The 19,414-nt window shown below is 49.4% G+C and carries 16 protein-coding genes; 9 read left to right on the top strand and 7 right to left on the bottom strand.

The window, feature by feature from the left end; all coding sequences use genetic code 11:
- Window positions 1–42: 42 nt before the first annotated feature.
- The 3 genes from SP99_RS21245 to SP99_RS21235 form a co-directional block, all read right to left on the bottom strand.
- Window positions 43–1,692 (bottom strand): alpha,alpha-trehalase, encoded by a 1,650-nt coding sequence (locus SP99_RS21245; RefSeq protein ID WP_047959658.1) that lies wholly within the window; start codon window positions 1,690–1,692, stop codon window positions 43–45.
- A 182-nt stretch (window positions 1,693–1,874) separates the two neighbouring features.
- Window positions 1,875–3,227: a glutathione-disulfide reductase gene (gorA, locus tag SP99_RS21240; protein ID WP_047959657.1), complete on the bottom strand. Its 1,353-nt coding sequence runs from the start codon at window positions 3,225–3,227 to the stop codon at window positions 1,875–1,877.
- 71 nt (window positions 3,228–3,298) lie between these two features.
- Complete coding sequence (locus tag SP99_RS21235) at window positions 3,299–4,141, bottom strand: 23S rRNA (adenine(2030)-N(6))-methyltransferase RlmJ (RefSeq protein WP_008503119.1); 843 nt, start codon at window positions 4,139–4,141, stop codon at window positions 3,299–3,301.
- A 177-nt stretch (window positions 4,142–4,318) separates the two neighbouring features.
- On the opposite strand from SP99_RS21235, the gene prlC reads away from it, so the two are divergent.
- Together prlC and rsmJ are read left to right on the top strand one after the other, a co-directional pair.
- A complete protein-coding gene (prlC, locus tag SP99_RS21230; protein ID WP_047959656.1) occupies window positions 4,319–6,361 on the top strand; it encodes an oligopeptidase A in 2,043 nt (680 codons plus the stop codon).
- Between the two features lie 7 nt (window positions 6,362–6,368).
- Window positions 6,369–7,145 (top strand): 16S rRNA (guanine(1516)-N(2))-methyltransferase RsmJ, encoded by a 777-nt coding sequence (rsmJ, locus tag SP99_RS21225; protein ID WP_047959655.1) that lies wholly within the window; start codon window positions 6,369–6,371, stop codon window positions 7,143–7,145.
- A gap of 109 nt (window positions 7,146–7,254) precedes the next feature.
- On the opposite strand, the gene uspA is transcribed toward rsmJ, so the two are convergent.
- Window positions 7,255–7,692: a universal stress protein UspA gene (uspA, locus tag SP99_RS21220; protein WP_003861223.1), complete on the bottom strand. Its 438-nt coding sequence runs from the start codon at window positions 7,690–7,692 to the stop codon at window positions 7,255–7,257.
- 283 nt (window positions 7,693–7,975) lie between these two features.
- Here uspA and uspB point away from each other — a divergent pair, with 283 nt between their 5' ends.
- Window positions 7,976–8,311 (top strand): universal stress protein UspB, encoded by a 336-nt coding sequence (uspB, locus tag SP99_RS21215; protein ID WP_003861224.1) that lies wholly within the window; start codon window positions 7,976–7,978, stop codon window positions 8,309–8,311.
- Window positions 8,312–8,354: 43 nt separating this feature from the next.
- Here uspB and SP99_RS21210 read toward each other — a convergent pair whose 3' ends face one another.
- From SP99_RS21210 to pitA, 3 genes are all read right to left on the bottom strand, one after another.
- Window positions 8,355–8,762, bottom strand: coding sequence for a hypothetical protein (locus tag SP99_RS21210; RefSeq protein WP_047959654.1), 408 nt, complete (start codon window positions 8,760–8,762; stop codon window positions 8,355–8,357).
- On the bottom strand, window positions 8,740–9,129 hold the full coding sequence (locus SP99_RS21205) for a polymorphic toxin type 44 domain-containing protein (RefSeq protein WP_047959653.1): 390 nt from the start codon (window positions 9,127–9,129) through the stop codon (window positions 8,740–8,742). Before SP99_RS21205 ends, SP99_RS21210 begins: the two co-directional genes overlap by 23 nt.
- Window positions 9,130–9,304: 175 nt before the next feature.
- On the bottom strand, window positions 9,305–10,804 hold the full coding sequence (gene pitA / locus SP99_RS21200) for an inorganic phosphate transporter PitA (protein ID WP_025760141.1): 1,500 nt from the start codon (window positions 10,802–10,804) through the stop codon (window positions 9,305–9,307).
- 228 nt (window positions 10,805–11,032) lie between these two features.
- Between pitA and SP99_RS21195 the strand changes: the two genes are divergently transcribed.
- The 6 genes from SP99_RS21195 (at window position 11,033) to SP99_RS23315 (ending at window position 19,313) form a co-directional block, all read left to right on the top strand.
- Window positions 11,033–12,235 (top strand): BaiN/RdsA family NAD(P)/FAD-dependent oxidoreductase, encoded by a 1,203-nt coding sequence (locus SP99_RS21195; RefSeq protein WP_047959867.1) that lies wholly within the window; start codon window positions 11,033–11,035, stop codon window positions 12,233–12,235.
- A gap of 142 nt (window positions 12,236–12,377) precedes the next feature.
- Window positions 12,378–13,220 (top strand): TnsA endonuclease N-terminal domain-containing protein, encoded by an 843-nt coding sequence (locus SP99_RS21190; RefSeq protein WP_000090707.1) that lies wholly within the window; start codon window positions 12,378–12,380, stop codon window positions 13,218–13,220.
- Window positions 13,207–15,330 (top strand): hypothetical protein, encoded by a 2,124-nt coding sequence (locus tag SP99_RS21185; RefSeq protein WP_001641527.1) that lies wholly within the window; start codon window positions 13,207–13,209, stop codon window positions 15,328–15,330. The genes SP99_RS21190 and SP99_RS21185 overlap by 14 nt, the downstream gene beginning before the upstream one ends.
- A complete protein-coding gene (locus SP99_RS21180; RefSeq protein ID WP_001049180.1) occupies window positions 15,330–16,778 on the top strand; it encodes an ATP-binding protein in 1,449 nt (482 codons plus the stop codon). Before SP99_RS21185 ends, SP99_RS21180 begins: the two co-directional genes overlap by 1 nt.
- Before the next feature lie 40 nt (window positions 16,779–16,818).
- Window positions 16,819–18,375: a TnsD family Tn7-like transposition protein gene (locus SP99_RS23320; RefSeq protein ID WP_001324699.1), complete on the top strand. Its 1,557-nt coding sequence runs from the start codon at window positions 16,819–16,821 to the stop codon at window positions 18,373–18,375.
- Window positions 18,376–18,386: 11 nt separating this feature from the next.
- Window positions 18,387–19,313: a hypothetical protein gene (locus SP99_RS23315; protein ID WP_053060171.1), complete on the top strand. Its 927-nt coding sequence runs from the start codon at window positions 18,387–18,389 to the stop codon at window positions 19,311–19,313.
- Window positions 19,314–19,414 lie beyond the last annotated feature (101 nt).

Below are 19,414 nucleotides of genomic sequence, written 5' to 3'. Positions count from 1 at the left end.
AGAGGGCCAGGGTGAGGGTGCGGTCTGATCCCCTCACCCTCCTCAAGGCTCCCCATACAACCCAATCAGCCGGCGCACCACGCCATTAGTCCAGCCGAAGCCATCCTGCAGCGGATACTCACCCCCGCCCCCTTCGCGCGGGGTACTGCTGGCGATGTGGTACTTCTCAATCAGCTTATGATGGGTCTTATAAAAATGGTTCACCGTATGCAGCCAGCTCCAGGCGATTTCATCCCCGAGGGAGTCGTTACCATACTGCTTGAACCCCTGAATGGCCATCCACTGCAGCGGCGCCCAGCCGTTGGGTTTATCCCACTGTTCGCCGGTTTCGTACTCGGTCGCCAGAATCCCCCCCGGCGTGAGCAGACGCGCTTTAACCGCATCAGACAGCCGTTCAGCCTGCTCATGGGTCGCCATACCGACATACAGCGGCACAATACTTGCGGCGGAAAACAGCGCCATCACTTCGCGTCGCCAGTCATAATCCCGGTAGCAGCCGTTCTCTTCATCCCACAGATAGCGGTTCACCGCGGCCCGGCGATCGCTGGCTTTCTGGCGGAACAGGTCGGCCGTCTCTTTATCCCCTTTCGATGCCGAGATATTGGCGATCGCACTTTCCAGCTTGAACAGGAAGGCGTTCAAATCGATGGGGATAAACTGCGTTGTGCGGATACTGGCAAGCCGACCCGGCTCGCGCAGCCAGCGGGACGAGTAGTCCCAGCCGGAGGCCGCACCCGCACGCAGGTCGCGATACACTTCGTTCGGTGGACGCCCGGAGTGACGGGCGGTTTCCACGTCCTCAATCCAGGATTCGTCGCGCGGGGTGTCACGGTCATCCCAGTAGCGGTTTAGCAACGAGCCATCCGGCATGCGCACGGCGCTGCGGTAAGCCTGGTTAAGCAGCAGCGACTCCGCCCCGTCCATCCAGAAGGCGTGCTCCATTTTCAGGTGCTCAAGGTAACGTTTCGCACCGCGCACGCCATCCTCCTCAAACAGCTCCACCATCAGGGCAAAGACCGGAGGCTGAGAACGGCTGAGGTAATAGGTACGGTTGCCGTTAGGGATATGGCCGTAGCGCTCAATCAGCCACGCGAAGTTATCCGCCATACACTTCAGCAGATCGTTGCGCCCGCTTTCCGCCAGACCCAGCATCGAGAAGTAGGAATCCCAGTAGTAGGTCTCGCTGAATCGTCCGCCGGGAACGATATAGGCCTGCGGCAGGGCCAGCAGGGAGGACCAGGGAATATGGTCCTGCGGCTCGCGCGTCAGCACCGGCCACAGATTATCAATGTGCTCTTTCAGGGACAGACCCGGGTCGGAAACATATTCTGAGTCGTAGGTTTCCGGCATCCAAAAGTGGTTCTCCACGAACTGGCGCAGGTCAAAATCCCGGTGGCGTCTGACCTTGCGGTAGCGGATCAGGATATCCAGCGGGTCCATCTTCGGCGCGCAGTCAGGGAAGGTTTTGCTGTCCGCAAACAGCCGTGACGACTGTACGTGTTCAAACAGTTCAAGGTAGCGGTCTGCGGGCGTCAGCGCATCCGACGCGGGCAGCCCTTCAATCATTTCCGGTTCCGGCTCCGCCTCGATCATCTCATCCAGTTTTAACTCGCAGGGATCGGTCTCGTAGCGCAGCTCTTCTGCAATCTCGAATTCGATGTTCTCGTTAGCCTGTAGTTTCTGGTTGAACATGGTGATAAGGACCTCCGGTTGTATGTTCTGAAAGACAGGTTTTTCCGGGCGTCCTATAAGCGTAGACATTCGCTTCGGTAGAGGGGGAGGAATATGTGCGGTAGATCACTATTTTCGGAGCATTCGTTTTGCAACGATTTATGAATGTTAAAAAAATACCCCTCCGGGGAGGGGCATCAGGATTAGCGCATGGTCACAAACTCTTCCGCCGCCGTTGGGTGGATCGCCACGGTATTGTCGAAGTCTTTTTTGGTTGCGCCCATCTTCAGTGCCACCGCGAAGCCCTGCAGGATTTCATCCATGCCGAAGCCAATGCCGTGGATACCGACAATCTTCTCTTCCGGTCCGACGCAGACCAGCTTCATGCGGCACGGCTGACGGTGCGAGGTGACGGCGGTATACATCGCAGTAAACGCGGATTTATACACTTTCACCTGATCGTCGCCATACTGCTCGCGCGCCTGCGGCTCGGTTAAGCCGACGGTGCCGATTGGCGGGTGGCTAAAGACCACGGTCGGGATGTTGCTGTAGTCCAGATGCTCGTCCGGCTTGTTGTTGAACAGACGCTCCGAAAGACGACGCCCTGCCGCAACGGCCACCGGGGTCAGCTCAACCGCGCCGGTGTTATCGCCAACGGCGTAAATGCCCGGCACGCTGGTGTTCTGGAATTTATCAACGACGATGTAGCCTTTTTCGTCGGTTTTCACCCCCGTCACGCCGAGGTTGAAGTTGTCGTTGGCGGGTTCGCGGCCAATCGCCCAGATCAGGCAATCGACGGTCTGGCTGCGGCCATCTTCCAGCTCAAGCGTCAGGCTGCCGTCCGCGTTTTTCACCACTGCTTTTGGTACGGCATTGGTGTGCAGGGTTGGGCCTTCGGTGTTCATCACTTCGACCAGCGTATCCACGATCAGCGGGTCAAAGCTGCGCAGCGGCGCGTGTTTACGCACGAACAGGTGCGCTTCAGCACCCAGACCGTTAATCACGCCGGCCAGCTCCACTGCGATGTAGCCCGCACCCACCACGGCAACGCGTTTTGGCAGGGCAGGCAGTTCGAAGAAACCGTCAGAATCGATGCCATATTCCGCGCCCGGGATGTTCGGGTGGCTCGGGCGACCGCCGGTGGCGATCAGGATGTGATCGGCGGTGATCGTCTCACCGTTCACTTCGATCGTCTTCGCGTCCACAAAACGGGCGAAGCCGTGAATAACGTCGACGTTATTTTTACCCAGCACGTTGTCGTACGAGGTGTGAATACGGTCGATGTAGGCGGTACGGCTGGCGATCAGCTTATCCCAGTCGAAATGGTTGATGGTGGTGTCAAAGCCGTAATCCGGGCCATACATATGGATAGCTTCACGGATTTGCGCCGCATGCCACATCACTTTCTTCGGTACACAACCCACGTTCACGCAGGTGCCGCCCAGTGCTTTGGCTTCAATCAGCGCACATTTCTGGCCGTACATGGCCGCACGGTTGATGGAGGCGATGCCGCCGCTGCCGCCGCCGATTGCGATGTAGTCATAATGCTTAGTCATAGCTTTTGTCCTTAATCGTGAATTGCCGCGATTGTATACCTGAAATCAATAGTTTCCACCGATGGCTGCGATTACTCCGGCACGATCCAGCTGACGCTGGTGTGGCCTGTTCCCGCTGGCACCAGCGTTTTGTGCAGCCACGGCAGGACGTTGTTCATCTGCGCTTCGAGTTTCCATGGCGGGTTAATGACGATCATGCCGGAGGCCGTCATGCCGCGCTGGTCGCTGTCCGGACGTACCGCCAGCTCAATCTGCAAAATTTTGCGGATGCCGGTCGCTTCCAGGTCTTTGATCATGCGCTTGATTTGCGCACGCAGAACCACCGGGTACCACAGGGCATATGTCCCGGTGGCAAAGCGTTTGTAGCCTTCGTGGATGCCGGTCACCACCGCCTGATAGTCGGTTTTGATTTCGTACGGCGGGTCGATCAGCACCAGGCCGCGACGGGAAACCGGCGGCAGTTTGGCTTTCAGCTGCTGGTAGCCATCGGCTTTTTCCACGCGGGCGCGGCTGTCTTTCTGAAATTCAGAACGCAGCAGCGGGAAGTCGCTCGGGTGCAGCTCGGTCAACTGGATGCTGTCCTGCTCGCGCAGCAGCTGGCGGGCAATCAATGGCGAGCCGGGGTAGTAGCGCAGCTGGCCGTTGCGGTTAAAGTGATTCACCACGCCAATGTACGGCTCCAGTTCGGCAGGCAGGTCGTCCTGCTGCCAGATGCGGGCAATCCCTTCCAGATATTCACCGGTACGCTCGGCGTGTTCGCCGCTCAGCTGATAACGGCCCGCGCCCGCGTGCGTGTCCAGATAGAGAAACGGCTTCTCTTTCTCTTTGAGTGATTCAATAATCAGACTCTGAACGGTGTGTTTGAGGACGTCGGCGTGGTTGCCTGCGTGAAAGCTGTGGCGATAACTGAGCATGGGTAATGAAATTCCGATGAAATGACGATTTGCCACAGTTTACAGCAGAACGGCACAGATTACCCGTCGGCCCGCGAAGCGCAGGCATTGAAATCCTCTACACTTAACCCCATTACCAGACAATATGCACAGCGCCGGATGCGCGCTTCATTCATCTTATTCAACAGGACAGCGTTTATGACCAATCCATTACTGACGCCTTTTTCGTTGCCACCGTTTTCTAAAATCCTCCCTGAGCATGTGGTTCCAGCCGTTACGCAAGCGCTGGACAACTGCCGCGCGGCGGTAGAAAGCGTGGTCGCGCAGGGCGCGCCGTACACCTGGGAAAATCTGTGTCAGCCGCTGGCCGAAGTGGATGACGTGCTGGGGCGTATCTTCTCCCCGGTGAGCCACCTGAATTCGGTAAAAAACAGCCCGGAACTGCGCGAAGCCTACGAACAGACCCTGCCGCTGCTCTCGGAGTACAGCACCTGGGTTGGCCAGCACGAAGGGCTCTACAAAGCGTATCGCGATCTGCGCGACGGCGACCACTATGCCGAACTGAACACGGCGCAGAAAAAATCGGTCGATAACGCCCTGCGTGATTTCGAGCTTTCCGGGATTGGTCTGCCAAAAGAGAAGCAGACCCGCTACGGTGAAATTGCCGCGCGTCTCTCTGAGCTGGGCAACCAGTACAGCAACAACGTGCTCGACGCCACCATGGGCTGGACGAAGCTGATTACCGACGAAGCGGAACTCGCAGGCATGCCGGAAAGCGCGCTGGCTGCCGCTAAAGCGCAGGCCGAAGCGAAAGAGCAGGAAGGCTACCTGTTAACCCTGGATATTCCAAGCTATCTGCCGGTGATGACCTACTGCGACAACCAGGCGTTGCGTGAAGAGATGTACCGCGCCTACAGCACCCGCGCCTCCGATCAGGGGCCGAACGCCGGTAAGTGGGACAACAGCCCGGTAATGGCGGAAATCCTCGCCCTGCGCCACGAACTGGCCCAGCTGCTGGGCTTTGACAGCTACGCGGATAAATCCCTCGCCACCAAAATGGCCGAAAACCCGCAGCAGGTGCTCGATTTCCTGACGGATCTGGCTAAACGTGCCCGTCCGCAGGGTGAAAAAGAGCTGGCCCAGCTGCGCGCCTTCGCCAAAGCGGAGTTCGGCGTGGACGAGCTGCAGCCGTGGGACATCGCTTATTACAGCGAAAAACAGAAACAGCATCTCTACAGCATCAGTGATGAGCAGCTGCGCCCGTACTTCCCGGAAAACAAAGCCGTCAATGGCCTGTTCGAAGTGGTGAAACGGATTTACGGCATCACCGCCAAAGAGCGCACCGACATCGACGTCTGGCACCCGGACGTGCGCTTCTTCGAGCTGTATGACGAGAAAAACGAGCTGCGCGGCAGCTTCTACCTCGATCTCTACGCCCGTGAGAACAAGCGCGGCGGGGCGTGGATGGATGACTGCGTGGGCCAGATGCGTAAAGCCGATGGTTCTCTGCAAAAGCCGGTCGCGTACCTGACCTGTAACTTCAACCGCCCGGTAAACGGCAAGCCGGCGCTGTTCACTCACGACGAAGTGATCACCCTGTTCCACGAGTTCGGACACGGCCTGCATCACATGCTGACCCGCATTGAAACCGCAGGCGTGGCCGGGATCAGCGGTGTGCCGTGGGATGCGGTCGAGCTGCCAAGCCAGTTTATGGAAAACTGGTGCTGGGAGCCGGACGCGCTGGCGTTTATCTCCGGCCACTACGAGACTGGCGAACCGCTGCCGAAAGAGCTGCTGGATAAAATGCTGGCGGCGAAAAACTACCAGGCGGCGATGTTCATCCTGCGTCAGCTGGAGTTCGGCCTGTTCGACTTCCGCCTGCACGCCGAGTTCAGCCCGGAACAAGGGGCGAAAATCCTCGAAACCCTGGCCGAGATTAAAAAGCAGGTTGCCGTTATTCCAGGGCCAACCTGGGGCCGCTTCCCGCATGCGTTCAGCCACATCTTCGCGGGCGGCTATGCGGCAGGCTATTACAGCTACCTGTGGGCCGACGTGCTGGCGGCGGATGCCTTCTCTCGCTTCGAAGAAGAGGGGATCTTCAACCGCGAAACCGGCCAGTCGTTCCTCGATAACATCCTGACGCGCGGCGGTTCCGAAGAGCCGATGGTACTGTTCAAACGCTTCCGTGGCCGCGAGCCGCAGCTGGATGCGATGCTTGAGCATTACGGGATCAAAGGCTGATTGTTACGTGAAGATCTGCTTAGTGGATGAAACAGGCGCCGGAGACGGCGCCTTATCTGTTCTGGCCGCCCGCTGGGGGCTGGAGCACGATGAAGAGAACCTGATGGCGCTGGTGATGACGCCAGCGCATCTTGAACTCCGTAAACGCGACGAGCCGAAACTCGGCGGGATTTTTGTCGATTTTGTGGGGGGCGCGATGGCGCACCGGCGCAAGTTCGGCGGTGGTCGCGGTGAGGCGGTGGCCAAAGCGGTCGGCATCAAGGGAGGCTATCTTCCGGACGTGGTGGATGCCACGGCAGGGTTAGGGCGCGATGCGTTTGTGCTGGCGTCGGTCGGCTGTCGCGTGCGGATGCTGGAGCGCAATCCGGTGGTGGCTGCACTGCTCGATGACGGTCTGACGCGGGGCTATGCTGATCCGGAAATCGGCCCGTGGTTGCAGGAACGACTGCAGCTGATCCACGCCTCCAGCCTGACGGCGCTGACGGATATCACCCCGCGCCCGCAGGTGGTCTATCTTGACCCGATGTTCCCGCATAAGCAGAAAAGCGCGCTGGTGAAGAAAGAGATGCGGGTGTTTCAGTCGCTGGTGGGGCCGGATCTGGACGCCGATGGGCTGCTGGAGCCCGCTCGCCAGTTAGCGACGAAGCGAGTGGTGGTGAAGCGTCCTGACTATGCGCCGCCGCTGGCGGACGTTGCCACGACCAACGCGGTGACCACCAAAGGGCACCGGTTTGATATTTATCCGGGGACGCCGGAAGAGTGCGGGCTGATGCCCTCACCCTAACCCTCTCCCTGTGGGAGAGGGAACAAACATTAAAAACGGCAACCATGTTGCCGTTTTGCTTTTACCTTGTAGGCCCGGTAAGCGTTAGCGCCACCGGGCTTTTTTGCACTTACTCGTCTTCTTCGTCACGCAGCGGAACAATCAGCATATCCACGTGAACGGTGTTAATCAGCTGGCGCGCGGAAGACATCAGCTTGCTCCAGAAGTCCTGATGGTGACCGCACACCACCAGATCCATGTCATATTTCTTGATCGCATCAACCAATACCTGGCCCAGGTCGCCGCTGCCGCTCAGGGTTTCGGTAATCGGGTAGCCTGCGTTGGTGGAAAGCTCGCTCAGGGCGTGGTGTGTCTCTTCAGAGATGCGTTTTTGCATGTCGCCGAGATTGACGTCGATCAGACCGGTGTAAAGGTCGGAGTAATTCACATCAACGTGAATCAGGGAAACTTTCGCGTTGTAGGGACGTGCCATGGATACCGCTTTATCAACCAGCACTTTGCTCTCCGGAGAGAGGTCTACCGCGATGAGAATGTGTTTGTAAGCCATAGTGTTACTCCTTCCTTAAGTTATCGATGACTAAATGTGAAAGCCGTCGTCTGATACTTTCATTACGGCCCAGTAAAACATATTTTTCAAGCTTTGGTGTTGATAACGATTAACCTTGTGGCAAAAAAATTAACGGATCTCCTACACTATTTAATGAGCCGTTCGGATATGAAAACGCGAACCGGATCGACTTTTGGTCATTCTTTCACTGAACTGTCTGTCAGGGCATTGGGGTGCGGTAGCTCAGAAGCCTTGCTTCGTGGGCGGACGCCGGGGAGGATGTATGATTAGCACCGTCGCATTGTTTTGGGCGTTATGCGTAGTTTGCATAGTGAATATGGCGCGCTACTTCTCATCGTTACGTGCGCTGTTAGTGGTACTTCGTGGTTGCGATCCGTTGCTTTATCAGTATGTGGACGGTGGAGGTTTCTTCACCTCGCATGGACAGCCCAGCAAGCAGATGCGTCTGGTGGGATATATCTACTACCAGCGCTACCGCGATCATCACGATGAAGAGTTTATTCGTCGCTGCGAGCGTCTGCGTCGTCAGTTCATTTTGACCAGCGCCCTGTGTGGGCTGGTCGTGGTCAGTATGATTGCATTGATGATTTGGCACTGAGTGACACAGCAGGCGGGGAAAACCCCGCCTTCTTTCATCTGGCTCAAGGTTTAACTGAGAACCGGAGACTGGAGATATTGTTCTCAATCGAAATAACCTTGCCGCTATAGGCAATGTTCACTTCCCCACTTGCATCAATACTGGCAGCGGTAATCGTGCCTGTACCCTCGATGACCGGATGTTTCTTAGCAAGTTGATGGATAATGTCGGTACCTTTCCCGGCGATCTCCTTCGAGAGATAGTAACGGTAGATTGTTGGTACGGTTGCGCCACCCTGATTGTTCACGGTCATATAGAGCCAGACGCTATCGGATAATTTATAAACGCGCTGAAGTTCGTCGCTGTTTCGCTGACTGGGCTGATGGTTTAACCAGAGAAATCCAATGACCAGAACCAGAAGCGAAAGGGTAATAAGGCGATGAATCCATTTAATAGCCGTTTTGAATGGCATACTCTATTCCTTCTCTGATGTTGCGTTGGTCGGTTGGGTCGTCTCCGTAAGGCGGCTTTTCGTACCATTTTCCCCATTCTGGTTTTGAGGTACCTGCCCGACCTTGAGCCCAGCCTGCGCCCATAAGAAGGATGTTTGCAGGGATACCTGCCGCAGTACCGGCGGCTCCGAAGTTGAAGTTACCAAATGCAGCAAAATAGGGGTCGAATTTTTTATAATCCCAGGGGCCGCCATTCCGGACTTTTTGGTAGAACCAAAAATACGTTGAGGGCGTGGCCATATTACGCGACATTCCATTAAGGCGAGCTTCACGCATATTGTTTGCTATAACGATTGAACCTGGTCCTGAAATAGGGACAGAAGCCATACACTTTCCTTTGTCTGGATGTTTATTCTGGCCGCCATGATAGTTTTTTCGGTGTTTTGAGGTTGAGCAAAAAATGTTCAGGAAATCCTCATATTATCAAACACCTCATGGCAAATAGCAGCCATAAAAAAAGCGGGTCAGTTTCCTGACCCGCTTTTTTGTCGCCCTCAGCCGATTAAATCAGCTTCAGCGAAATCCAGTACAACCCGCCAGAGAGCAGGATAGATGCCGGAAGGGTGAACACCCAGGCCATCAGAATGTTGGTCACGGTTTTGCGCTGCAGACCGCCACCATCAACAATCATGGTACCTGCCACGGACGAGGAGAGAACGTGGGTCGTGGAGACTGGCATACCGGTATAGCTTGCCAGACCGATAGACACCGCCGCCGTCATCTGCGCGGACATCCCCTGCGCATAGGTCATGCCTTTCTTACCGATCTTCTCGCCGATGGTGGTCGCCACACGACGCCAGCCAATCATTGTGCCGATACCCAGTGCCAGCGCGACAGCCATGATGATCCAGATTGGCGCGTACTCAATGGTGTTGAGCATGTCGCTTTTCAGTTTCTTCAGCAGACGTTTGTCGTCACCGTTCACCTCTGGCAGCTTCGCGACTTTATCGGTCACGTCAGAGATGCAGAGCATAATACGACGCAGTTGACCACGCTGTTCAACGGCCAGTTTGTCATAGCTTTCGATGTTGCCCAGCATGCCTTTCGCACGTTCCAGCGCGTTAATCGCGTTTGCCGGATGGCAGTGGAACTCGCCTGGTGCCGTGGTGGCGCCCGCTTCCGGAGAAGGGATTAACTGGTCAACGCCGGTCGCCTTTTTCAGCAGGTCAGGATGCTGCTGGAAATAGGTTTCAACGTTGTTGACCGCATCACGGGTACGCGTGATTTCGTAACCAGAGGCGTTCATGTTGACCACGAAGCCTGCCGGCGCAACGCCAATCAGCACCAGCATCACCAGACCAATGCCTTTCTGCCCGTCGTTCGCGCCATGAGAGAAGGCCACGCCGATAGCGGAAATGATCAGGGCGATACGCGTCCAGAATGGCGGCTTTTTCTTGCCGTCTTTCTTCTCACGCTCTGCTGGCGTCAGGTGGATACGCGCACGTTTCTTCGTGTTGCTCCAGTAGCGACGCAGGATGAAGATCAATCCACCCGCAACCACCAGACCCACGATAGGGGAGATGATCAGAGAGCCGAAAATCCCGAGTACTTTTGGAAGGTTCAGCGCATCAACAACCGATGTACCGGTCATCAGGGCATTGGTTAACCCGATACCGATAATCGCGCCGATGAGAGTGTGAGAACTGGATGCAGGCAGGCCGAAATACCAGGTACCGAGGTTCCAGATAATTGCAGCAAGCAGCATTGAGAACACCATAGCGAGGCCATGGCCAGAACTAACGTTAAGCAGCAGATCCGTTGGCAGCATATGCACAATGGCATACGCAACGCTCAGCCCGCCCAGGAGGACACCAAAAAAGTTAAATACCGCCGCCATAACAACCGCAAGCTGCGATCGCATTGCGCGAGTGTAGATAACCGTTGCTACTGCGTTTGCAGTGTCGTGGAAGCCGTTGATCGCTTCGTAAAACAGTACAAAAACCAGAGCAAGCAAAAGTAAAAGCCCGGTATGTAAATCCAGGCCGGCAAACAAATGTAGCATAGGACGTTACGCCATTTTGAGGACATGAACGCGGCGCATTATCCAGGACAAATGCGCAACGGGCAAAGTGAAATATAGACTTTTTTTGACATACCACCTGAAATGGGAAAAGCGCCCGAAAGGATATTCTTTAAATTTCAATGGAATGGCTTTGTAATATCTTTTTACGCTGGTGTGACCACAGAGGAAACTTTACAATCCGCGGCAGTGAATAATGAGGATTTTGACGTGGAAAGGTTTGATGCCGTAGTAATTGGCGCCGGTGCGGCGGGTATGTTTTGTGCGGCGATGGCCGGACAGGCGGGTCGTCGCGTGCTGCTGCTGGATAACGGTAAAAAGCCAGGCCGTAAAATCCTGATGTCCGGCGGCGGGCGCTGCAACTTTACCAACCTCTATGTTGAACCTGCGGCGTATCTGAGCCAGAACCGGCATTTTTGTAAATCTGCGCTGGCGCGTTACACCCAGTGGGACTTTATCGATCTGGTGGGTAAGCACGGCATCGCCTGGCATGAGAAGACGCTGGGCCAGCTGTTCTGCGACGACTCCGCGCAACAGATTGTCGATATGCTGGTGGCCGAGTGCGAAAAGGGCGGCGTGGTCATGCGTCTGCGCACGGAGGTGCTGGCGGTCACGCGTGACGAACAGGGCTATATGCTTCAGCTCAACGGTGACACCGTCAGTGCCGATAACCTGGTGATTGCCAGCGGCGGTCTGTCGATGCCGGGGCTGGGTGCCTCGCCGTTCGGCTACAAAATTGCCGAGCAGTTTGGCCTGAAGGTGCTGCCGACCCGCGCCGGTCTGGTGCCGTTTACGCTGCATAAACCGCTGCTGGAACAGCTCCAGACGCTCTCCGGGGTCTCCGTTCCGTCCGTTATTACCGCTGAAGACGGGACGGTGTTCCGCGAAAATCTGCTCTTTACCCATCGCGGCCTCTCCGGCCCGGCGGTACTGCAAATCTCCAGCTACTGGCAGCCGGGGGAGTTTGTCACGGTTAACCTGCTTCCCGATTGCGATCTGGACGCGTTCCTCAACGCGCAGCGTGCCGCGCACCCGAATCAGAGCCTGAAAAATACCCTGGCCATGCAGCTGCCGAAACGTCTGGTGGAGTGTTTGCAGGTTTTAGGTCAGATCCCGGATGTGTCGCTCCGCCAGCTTAACAGCCGCGAGCAGGAGACGCTGGTCGAGACCCTGACGAACTGGCGCGTGCAGCCAAACGGCACCGAAGGCTACCGCACGGCGGAAGTGACGCTGGGTGGCGTGGATACGCATGAACTCTCTTCCCGCACCATGGAAGCGCGCAACGTGCCGGGGCTCTATTTTATTGGTGAAGTGATGGATGTGACCGGCTGGCTCGGCGGGTATAACTTCCAGTGGGCATGGGCCAGTGCCTGGGCCTGCGCACAGGCGCTGGCAGATGTCCGAGGACAATAAAGTTGTACACAAAGCACTAAAGTTGTAACCATTCTCAAAAAACGACGCTAATGTTGTATACTTACTGAATGTGTGGTTATAGGGTTGGAGACTATAAAATGCACATATAGGTACGTATCAATGTCGTTTTTAGGGTACGATCATGGCTAGGGGTAGGCGTCTCAAATCCTATTTGGATTATGAAAATGCGCTAGGTGACGGCATAGGAGTGGGCTATGGCCAAAGTTATCAGCCCTGGCTTAGAGCTCAGGACGTTAAATCCCGTGGAAACCGTTCGATAGTCTTTGGCCTTAAGACGTTTCGAAACCATCATCTCCTTTCTTCTGTCGAAAGTAACTTTTTCTATCTGGCTGAGTTTAATGACTCGGTGATTGATATCCGGGAACAATTCCCACTCTTTCCTCTCCGGCTTACCCAACAAATAGCAAATCATCTACATTTTCAACATCCTATGGTGAGGGGAGTAAGAGGAGTACCTGTCGAAGTTCTGAATGTTATGACAACCGATTTTTTACTGACCTTGAGAACTCCTGAAGGCGGACTTCGATACAAAGCTATAGCAGTAAAACATAACGAGAGCATACCTGAACGCGAAGCCCAAAAACTTGAAATAGAGAGGATGTTTTGGCAGTTGATTGATGTTGAGTTTCAAATTTATGTTGGCTCGGAACTCAATAACGTCGTCGGTAAAAACATTTGCTGGGCTACTTCTGTATTAAGAGATGGTTCTGAATTTTATGATAAATATCCTCTTGATAAAATCCTATGGAAGCTTAAACCAGATGTTTATCCCATAGTAGGACTACGTGCAATGATTTCATCAATCTTTGGGGTAGATGCACAAGAAGCGATGATGTTATTGCAGGCAATGATTGGATTAAAAATGATAAATGTTGATTTATCATATCCAATACTCGAAACCGGTCTGATAAAGATAATTTCCAATGACCACTATATAGGACTGAACGCAAATGGATATTATTAGGAATTCAGTCTGGCTCTCTCAAGGCACTGATTTGCTTGCAGAGGGACTTTACCGTGTTTTGGATTTTGACAGAAAGGTCGATTTGTTAATTTTGTTTAAAATAAAATCAGAAAGAACGGGTAAGCCAATCCCTTTCTCATTTTCAATGTTTAAATATTATATTGAATCAAATAGCATAACTTGTAAAGATTATATATATCCTTCATATATGTTAGTAGATGAGAAAGAATTAACAGATAAAGACAGAGGAAGGCGAGATGAAAATTACAATATCATTAAAGATCTTGTAGATGACAGAATGTTTCTGTTCGACTATGCATTACATAAAAAGTCGCACCTTTTAATGGATTACTCAAGAAATAAAAAAATATCACAATATACTATCAGAACGCTTCTGGCGTTGTATTGGCGACATGGGCAGGATATTTATGCATTGCTACCCGCATTCTCGAACTGTGGCGCCGCTGGGAAAAGTAGAATCAAACATGAAATTAAACTTGGGAATTCCAAAAAAAACAGAGCATTACCTAATGAACGATCACGTGTTTTCATTCTTAATGAAAGAGATATAAATAATATTAGAAAATCTCTCATTACGTATCATTATAAAGTTAACGGAGATACGATAAAGAAAACATTAGAGAGACATATTGATTTGTATTTTAGGGATGAAATTAAAACAGCAAACCTAGAAAATAGAGCTCCATATGTTCCTTCTTTAAAACAATTTTCATACTGGAATAAAAAACTCTTCACTAAAGATTTCTCGATAAATAAGAAGAACACGAAAAAAGAAATAGACCTCAAAATGCGGGCGCTTTTAGGTAGTGTGGCTAATACAACTGTTTTGCCGGGTGATGTTTTCGAAATAGACTCAACTGTCGCTGATGTACATCTTATTTCGAGTTTAAACAGACGAAAAGTCATTGGGCGTCCTACTATTTATACAGTGGTGGATCGTGCAACAAGAATGATTGTTGGCCTTCATGTTTCTTTATACCATGCTTCATGGCGAGCCGCCCGACAAGCGTTAGCAAATTGCTTTATGCCAAAAAAAGAATATTGTAGATTATTTGGAATCTCTATTACTGATGATGATTGGCCTTGTTCTCACATTCCATTAACATTGATGTGTGACAACGGGGAGATGATTGGTCTTAAACCTCAGGAAGAGATGACCCCCCTGACAAAACTTGAGTTTGCGCCAGTCGGTAGAGGCGACAGAAAAAGCATTGTTGAACGCTGTTTCGGCATTCTGAATGATGAGGTTATTCATAGGCTTATTGGAACAACACGAAGGGGAAAGATTGTTAAAGGAGAGCCAATACCGCAATCCAGGGCTTGTTTAACGATTCAGGAGGTCACGTCTTTACTGATTCGGGAGATACTTGCACATAATCAGAGAACGTATGAGGAACTGGCTTATATCAATCCCTTACTGATTGAAAATGATCTCGTAATATCACCAAAAAATAGTTGGATGATAAGCTTAAAGCACGGGAGATTCAGCGCAAGAGCCGTTGGGGCCGACGAAGTGATCGCACGATTGTTAATCCCTGTGAACGCTAACATTACCGCCGGTGGGATTCAGTACAATAATCTTTTTTATGAATGTGATCCTGAAATTGCATCAGGTGTCAGAGTATTTGGAAGAACCACTTGTGAAGCAAGAATAGATGACAATTGCGTAGATTATATATATGTAAGATTTGACAAAAATAGCATTTTCAAAAAACATTACCTACTTAAGAAAAGAGATGTATTTAAAGGGAAAGCTCATCTTGATACAGATGTAATGGCTGATTGGGTAGATACTCAAAAAGAAATTAATTTATTTACTCTGGATTCGCTCAGCAATATCAATAATAAAGATGAATTTAACAGGAAAGGTAACGAAAGATTAAATGAAATATACGAATCTCGCCGGGTACATGGTAAAGATATTAAAAAGAACAGGAAAAATGAACTTGATTCATTAGGGCGAACTCATGTTGCTAATGGAAGATCTGAACCCCTACTTCCTTCATCCAGTAATGTTCTGCTTTTGCCTGGCCGGGAGGAGAAACAAAGATGGTTAAAAGGTAAGAAGAAGACTGAGGACGCAGAATAATGAATCTTATACGGCGCGTTTCAGCGATATATAAAGAACAGGAGTTACCTGAGTATCGTGGCAATCCCTTAATTGAAGCACTTCCTGAAGCGCTTACGGAAGATGAAGTACTTCTGGAAATGAGTTATTTCCCCGAAATTGACGAAAAAATCCGCTGGACTGCCCCGGCGAATGTTAGAGAGCAGTATGTCGAACGTATAAAGAAATTCCGTTGCCCTCAAACCAATCTTATCCAGGCTTATAAGATGATCTTACGGGCACTTAGGGAAAGCTATGCAGCTCGTAATCCTTTAAAAAGCGGAACAATTCAATATCTTCATTACTATGGAAATGAGCGTCCTGATATTGAGCCAGAAAGTGGATATTTTAAATCCCAGGCTGAAACTATTACGATAGTTGGAATGAGTGGTTCTGGAAAAACTACCATGATTGAGCAAGTCATGGATCATTTCCCTCAGATTATAGAACACAGCAGCTATAAAGGAGTTTTTCCCGGCTTCAGTAAGCAAATTGTATGGGTAAAGATTAATTGTCCATACAATTCAAGTGTGAGAGACCTTTGTGAAGAGATTTTACAAAAATTAGATGATGCAATTGGTATTGAACGAACTACACCTGAGATTAGAAATGGTGCTCTGGCTCGCCAGATTGCACAAAGAATTAAATCATCATTTTTGGGTATCCTTGTTATTGATGAAATGCAGAGGCTTAAATTTTCAAGAACCGGGGGTGAGAGTAAGTTGATTGATTTTTTACATGAAATTGTAGATTCCATGGGGGTATCTATGGTTTTTTGTGGAAATCATCCTTTTGACGAGACGCTGACAAAGAAAATGAGAATTGCCAGGCGGGCAGAGTCTGGTGGTTACATGAAAATTAAGAATGTTAGATACGATTCACAAGACTGGCAATCGTTTATTCATTATTTATGGCCATTACAATGGACAAATGTTGAAACTCCATTAAATGATGAGTTAAACGAAAAATTATTCATTTTATCTAAAGGCAATATTGGATTGGCTCAGATGATTTATCGGGGGGCACAATTAAAGGTTATCGGTAGCGGCAATGAAATCATCACTGGCGCAGTCTTGTCGGCCTCTGTACCGGTACTCGTGAGTCATACGGAGGAATATAAGGATACTCCACTCCCGGGGGCCGCGACTGAAGATGAGGAAGCTAAATGGCTCTCTGCATCTAATGAGGGTGATGCTTCGGCTAAAATCATGGCAGAGAAGTCCCTAAAGTCTTTGATCCCTGGGGATATAGACAGGCCACAGCACAAGGAATTCGTAGGAAAAATAGACGAGGTTTTGCGCAATTTCGACGAGAAAATACTGTCTCTTGACCACGATCTTGTTATCAACAGAACAGCTGAAAAGAAAAATACCTACGATGCTCTTCAGCGTTGCGGGCTTATAAATATAGATCCACTTAATAAATTGTAATGAGGTAACAGTTCGTAACGGTCAAAGAGAGGTGTGGGAAATGAGAATGTTGCCTGTTTTGCCTGATGAATCCTTGTTCAGCCGGTTTTGTCGGACAACTACCGTGTACGGTATGTCCCCATCTTCTCTGTTAACGATCATTTTCAACAAACCTGATATGAACGTCCATCCAATTCTCAATTCAGGATTAAAGGCTATTTCTCTTCATACATCCGAAAGTGCAGATCAGCTCTGGCATGAACAGACTTTACTCCCTCTTTTTGCCTGGGCACTACCAATCAGTCGTAATGAAATTATGGATTTCAACACGACCCCTGCCAGGCTTAATCGATTGTGCCGCCTTAGTAATTTTTCACTAGGGCAGCGCACACTATTGAAGTTTTGCCCGGTTTGCGCTCGTGAAGATACTTTTCATTATGGTGTTACTTATTGGCATCTGGCGCATCAGCTTCATGGGGTTACAACCTGCCATCGGCATCCGGTAGCGCTTGAAAGCATCCATGTCCCTTCTTCACCGCACATACGTATTGGACTGATGCCTCCTGTTTCGTATACAGAACAACTTAGCAATGAGATAGACTTCGATTTTGCTAAGTTTTGTTATGAGTCCCTAAATATAATCAGAAGAAAAGATATTACACACCCCAATTACATGGATGTACTTAAAAAGTTGAATTTATTATCATTGGATGGAAATTTAAAGAAAAATGTATTCTACGCACATGTTTATGCTAAGTGCCAGTTATTTGGGGAGGGTTCATCGGGACTTATACCAACATCCCTAACTGATTATCATTACTGGGAGCCTATACTCAAAGACAAATGTTGTCAGCATCCCACAAAGCATCTTTTGCTTTGTTATTGTTTGTTAAATACTTGCTGGCCAACGTATGCAGGAAGTCGTACTAATAAAAAGAAAGAAATCTTTAAAAGTCATAAGAAATACAGTTTTCATATAGTTGAAAATAATACTAGTGTTAGCAACCTTGGGAAGGAATTTAGTCGCAGCAGATGTTACATTAAAACACTTATTTATAAAAAATACCTGAGGGCGTTTAAGCGAAACACAAAAATTAATATATTCACTGAATTGCTTATCAAGTCTATGGCTGTAAGGGGGTTTAGTCTGGCATCCATAGCTGAGAAAAACTCATTATCGGAAGGAGCTGTATCCTCTGTAATTTCATCTTGTTACGGTTTATGCTCATGGCGTAAAAAATGTAAAAAAGATTCTTTAAGACGGCGTCATAAGCAGAAAATATTAAGATTTATACATAATCAATCCGTTTCTATAACACGAAAGTTAGTCAAAGAAAGTTGTTATGCAAGTTTCTATTGGCTAAATAAACATGAATGTGACTGGCTTAATTCCTGTCTTCCTAAAACAATACGATGCTATAAAAATAAAAGAGTAGACTGGAGCGAGAGAGATATTATCTCATCATCATTAATAAATGATGTTTTATCTCAGGGGCAGTACTCGATGTCACTTACAAGTCTAGATGCTTTACTGGGAGGGCATGGCTGGCTTTTGAAATACAGAGATAAACTACCAATGACAATGATACTTCTCAGAAAAATGGAACTAATTAAATAAGAGGGAGTTATATGGTTTACGAAAATGAATTGTGGCACAGTTTTCTTCTGCGTTCACAGATAATGTATAACTTATCCAATTGCAGGAACATAATATCAAAGCATGGCGCACTAAGGTACGATGCCTTTCCTCGTTTCGAACTGATTGATATGTACAAATTGCATAGCTTGCAGGATATATATGACATTCTTGCCACTAGAAATGGTTATATACTAACTTCCAATATAGTGTCGTTATCTTCTGGTGTTTACGGGTATTTTAACGCTGTTGAAGATGCCTGTCGGAAAAATTTTCACATAACTAATTCATATCCATTGGTAAACATCTCAAACATTCGTTACTGTCACAAATGTATTGTTGAAGATATACACTCTAAAGGCATTGGTTATCTGCGTCATAGATGGTTGTTTGAATCTAAATGTGCAGTTCATAGTACCAGTTTATATGAGGTTTGTTTTGATAACTATTTGAATGCAGTGAAAGGACTTAGTGACTTAATTATAAGTGGAATAAATCCTCATGGTTATTGTTCCCTTGTGGTTGACGTTTCAAACCCTTTCAAAAATCCAGTGTATATATTACCATGTGCACGTAATAAATTTTTAAAATGGATTTCGGACAATAAAAATATGCTGATTTACTTTCTCTTTGATCTCTTCAAATGTAAGTCGCATTCAAGTTTATCTAAGGTTATCGAAGTCAAGATAATGCATGATAGATATATTTCTGCGGTGTTCAAGATGTTAAGTGAAGTTAATTTTTGTAATTTCAACTCATTTATTTCTGATATTTTTGAGGACGTAAGTTATGCCTCTATCGGACTTGATGATTATTCTGTTAATGTGCATTTTCTCAGGCTAAGGGCTGCAGATTGTAAATTTTGCCAGTTGAATGGTAAATATTTTTGCTCACTTTACAATGTAAAACTTCTTCGCTAATTTCACTTCATTTATAAAATACTAAGAAAGCTAGTTAGATAAGGTTTTATATTTTGACTGGGGCAGGAATAAATTATCACTCATAGAGTTTCCCTGGGGGT

It is taken from the genome of Enterobacter sp. BIDMC92 (genome assembly GCF_001030225.1).
In the GTDB taxonomy this organism is placed as follows: domain Bacteria; phylum Pseudomonadota; class Gammaproteobacteria; order Enterobacterales; family Enterobacteriaceae; genus Enterobacter; species Enterobacter sichuanensis.
The sequence above is the reverse complement of the archived record's forward strand: the minus strand, read 5'-3'. Positions and strand labels throughout refer to the sequence as shown.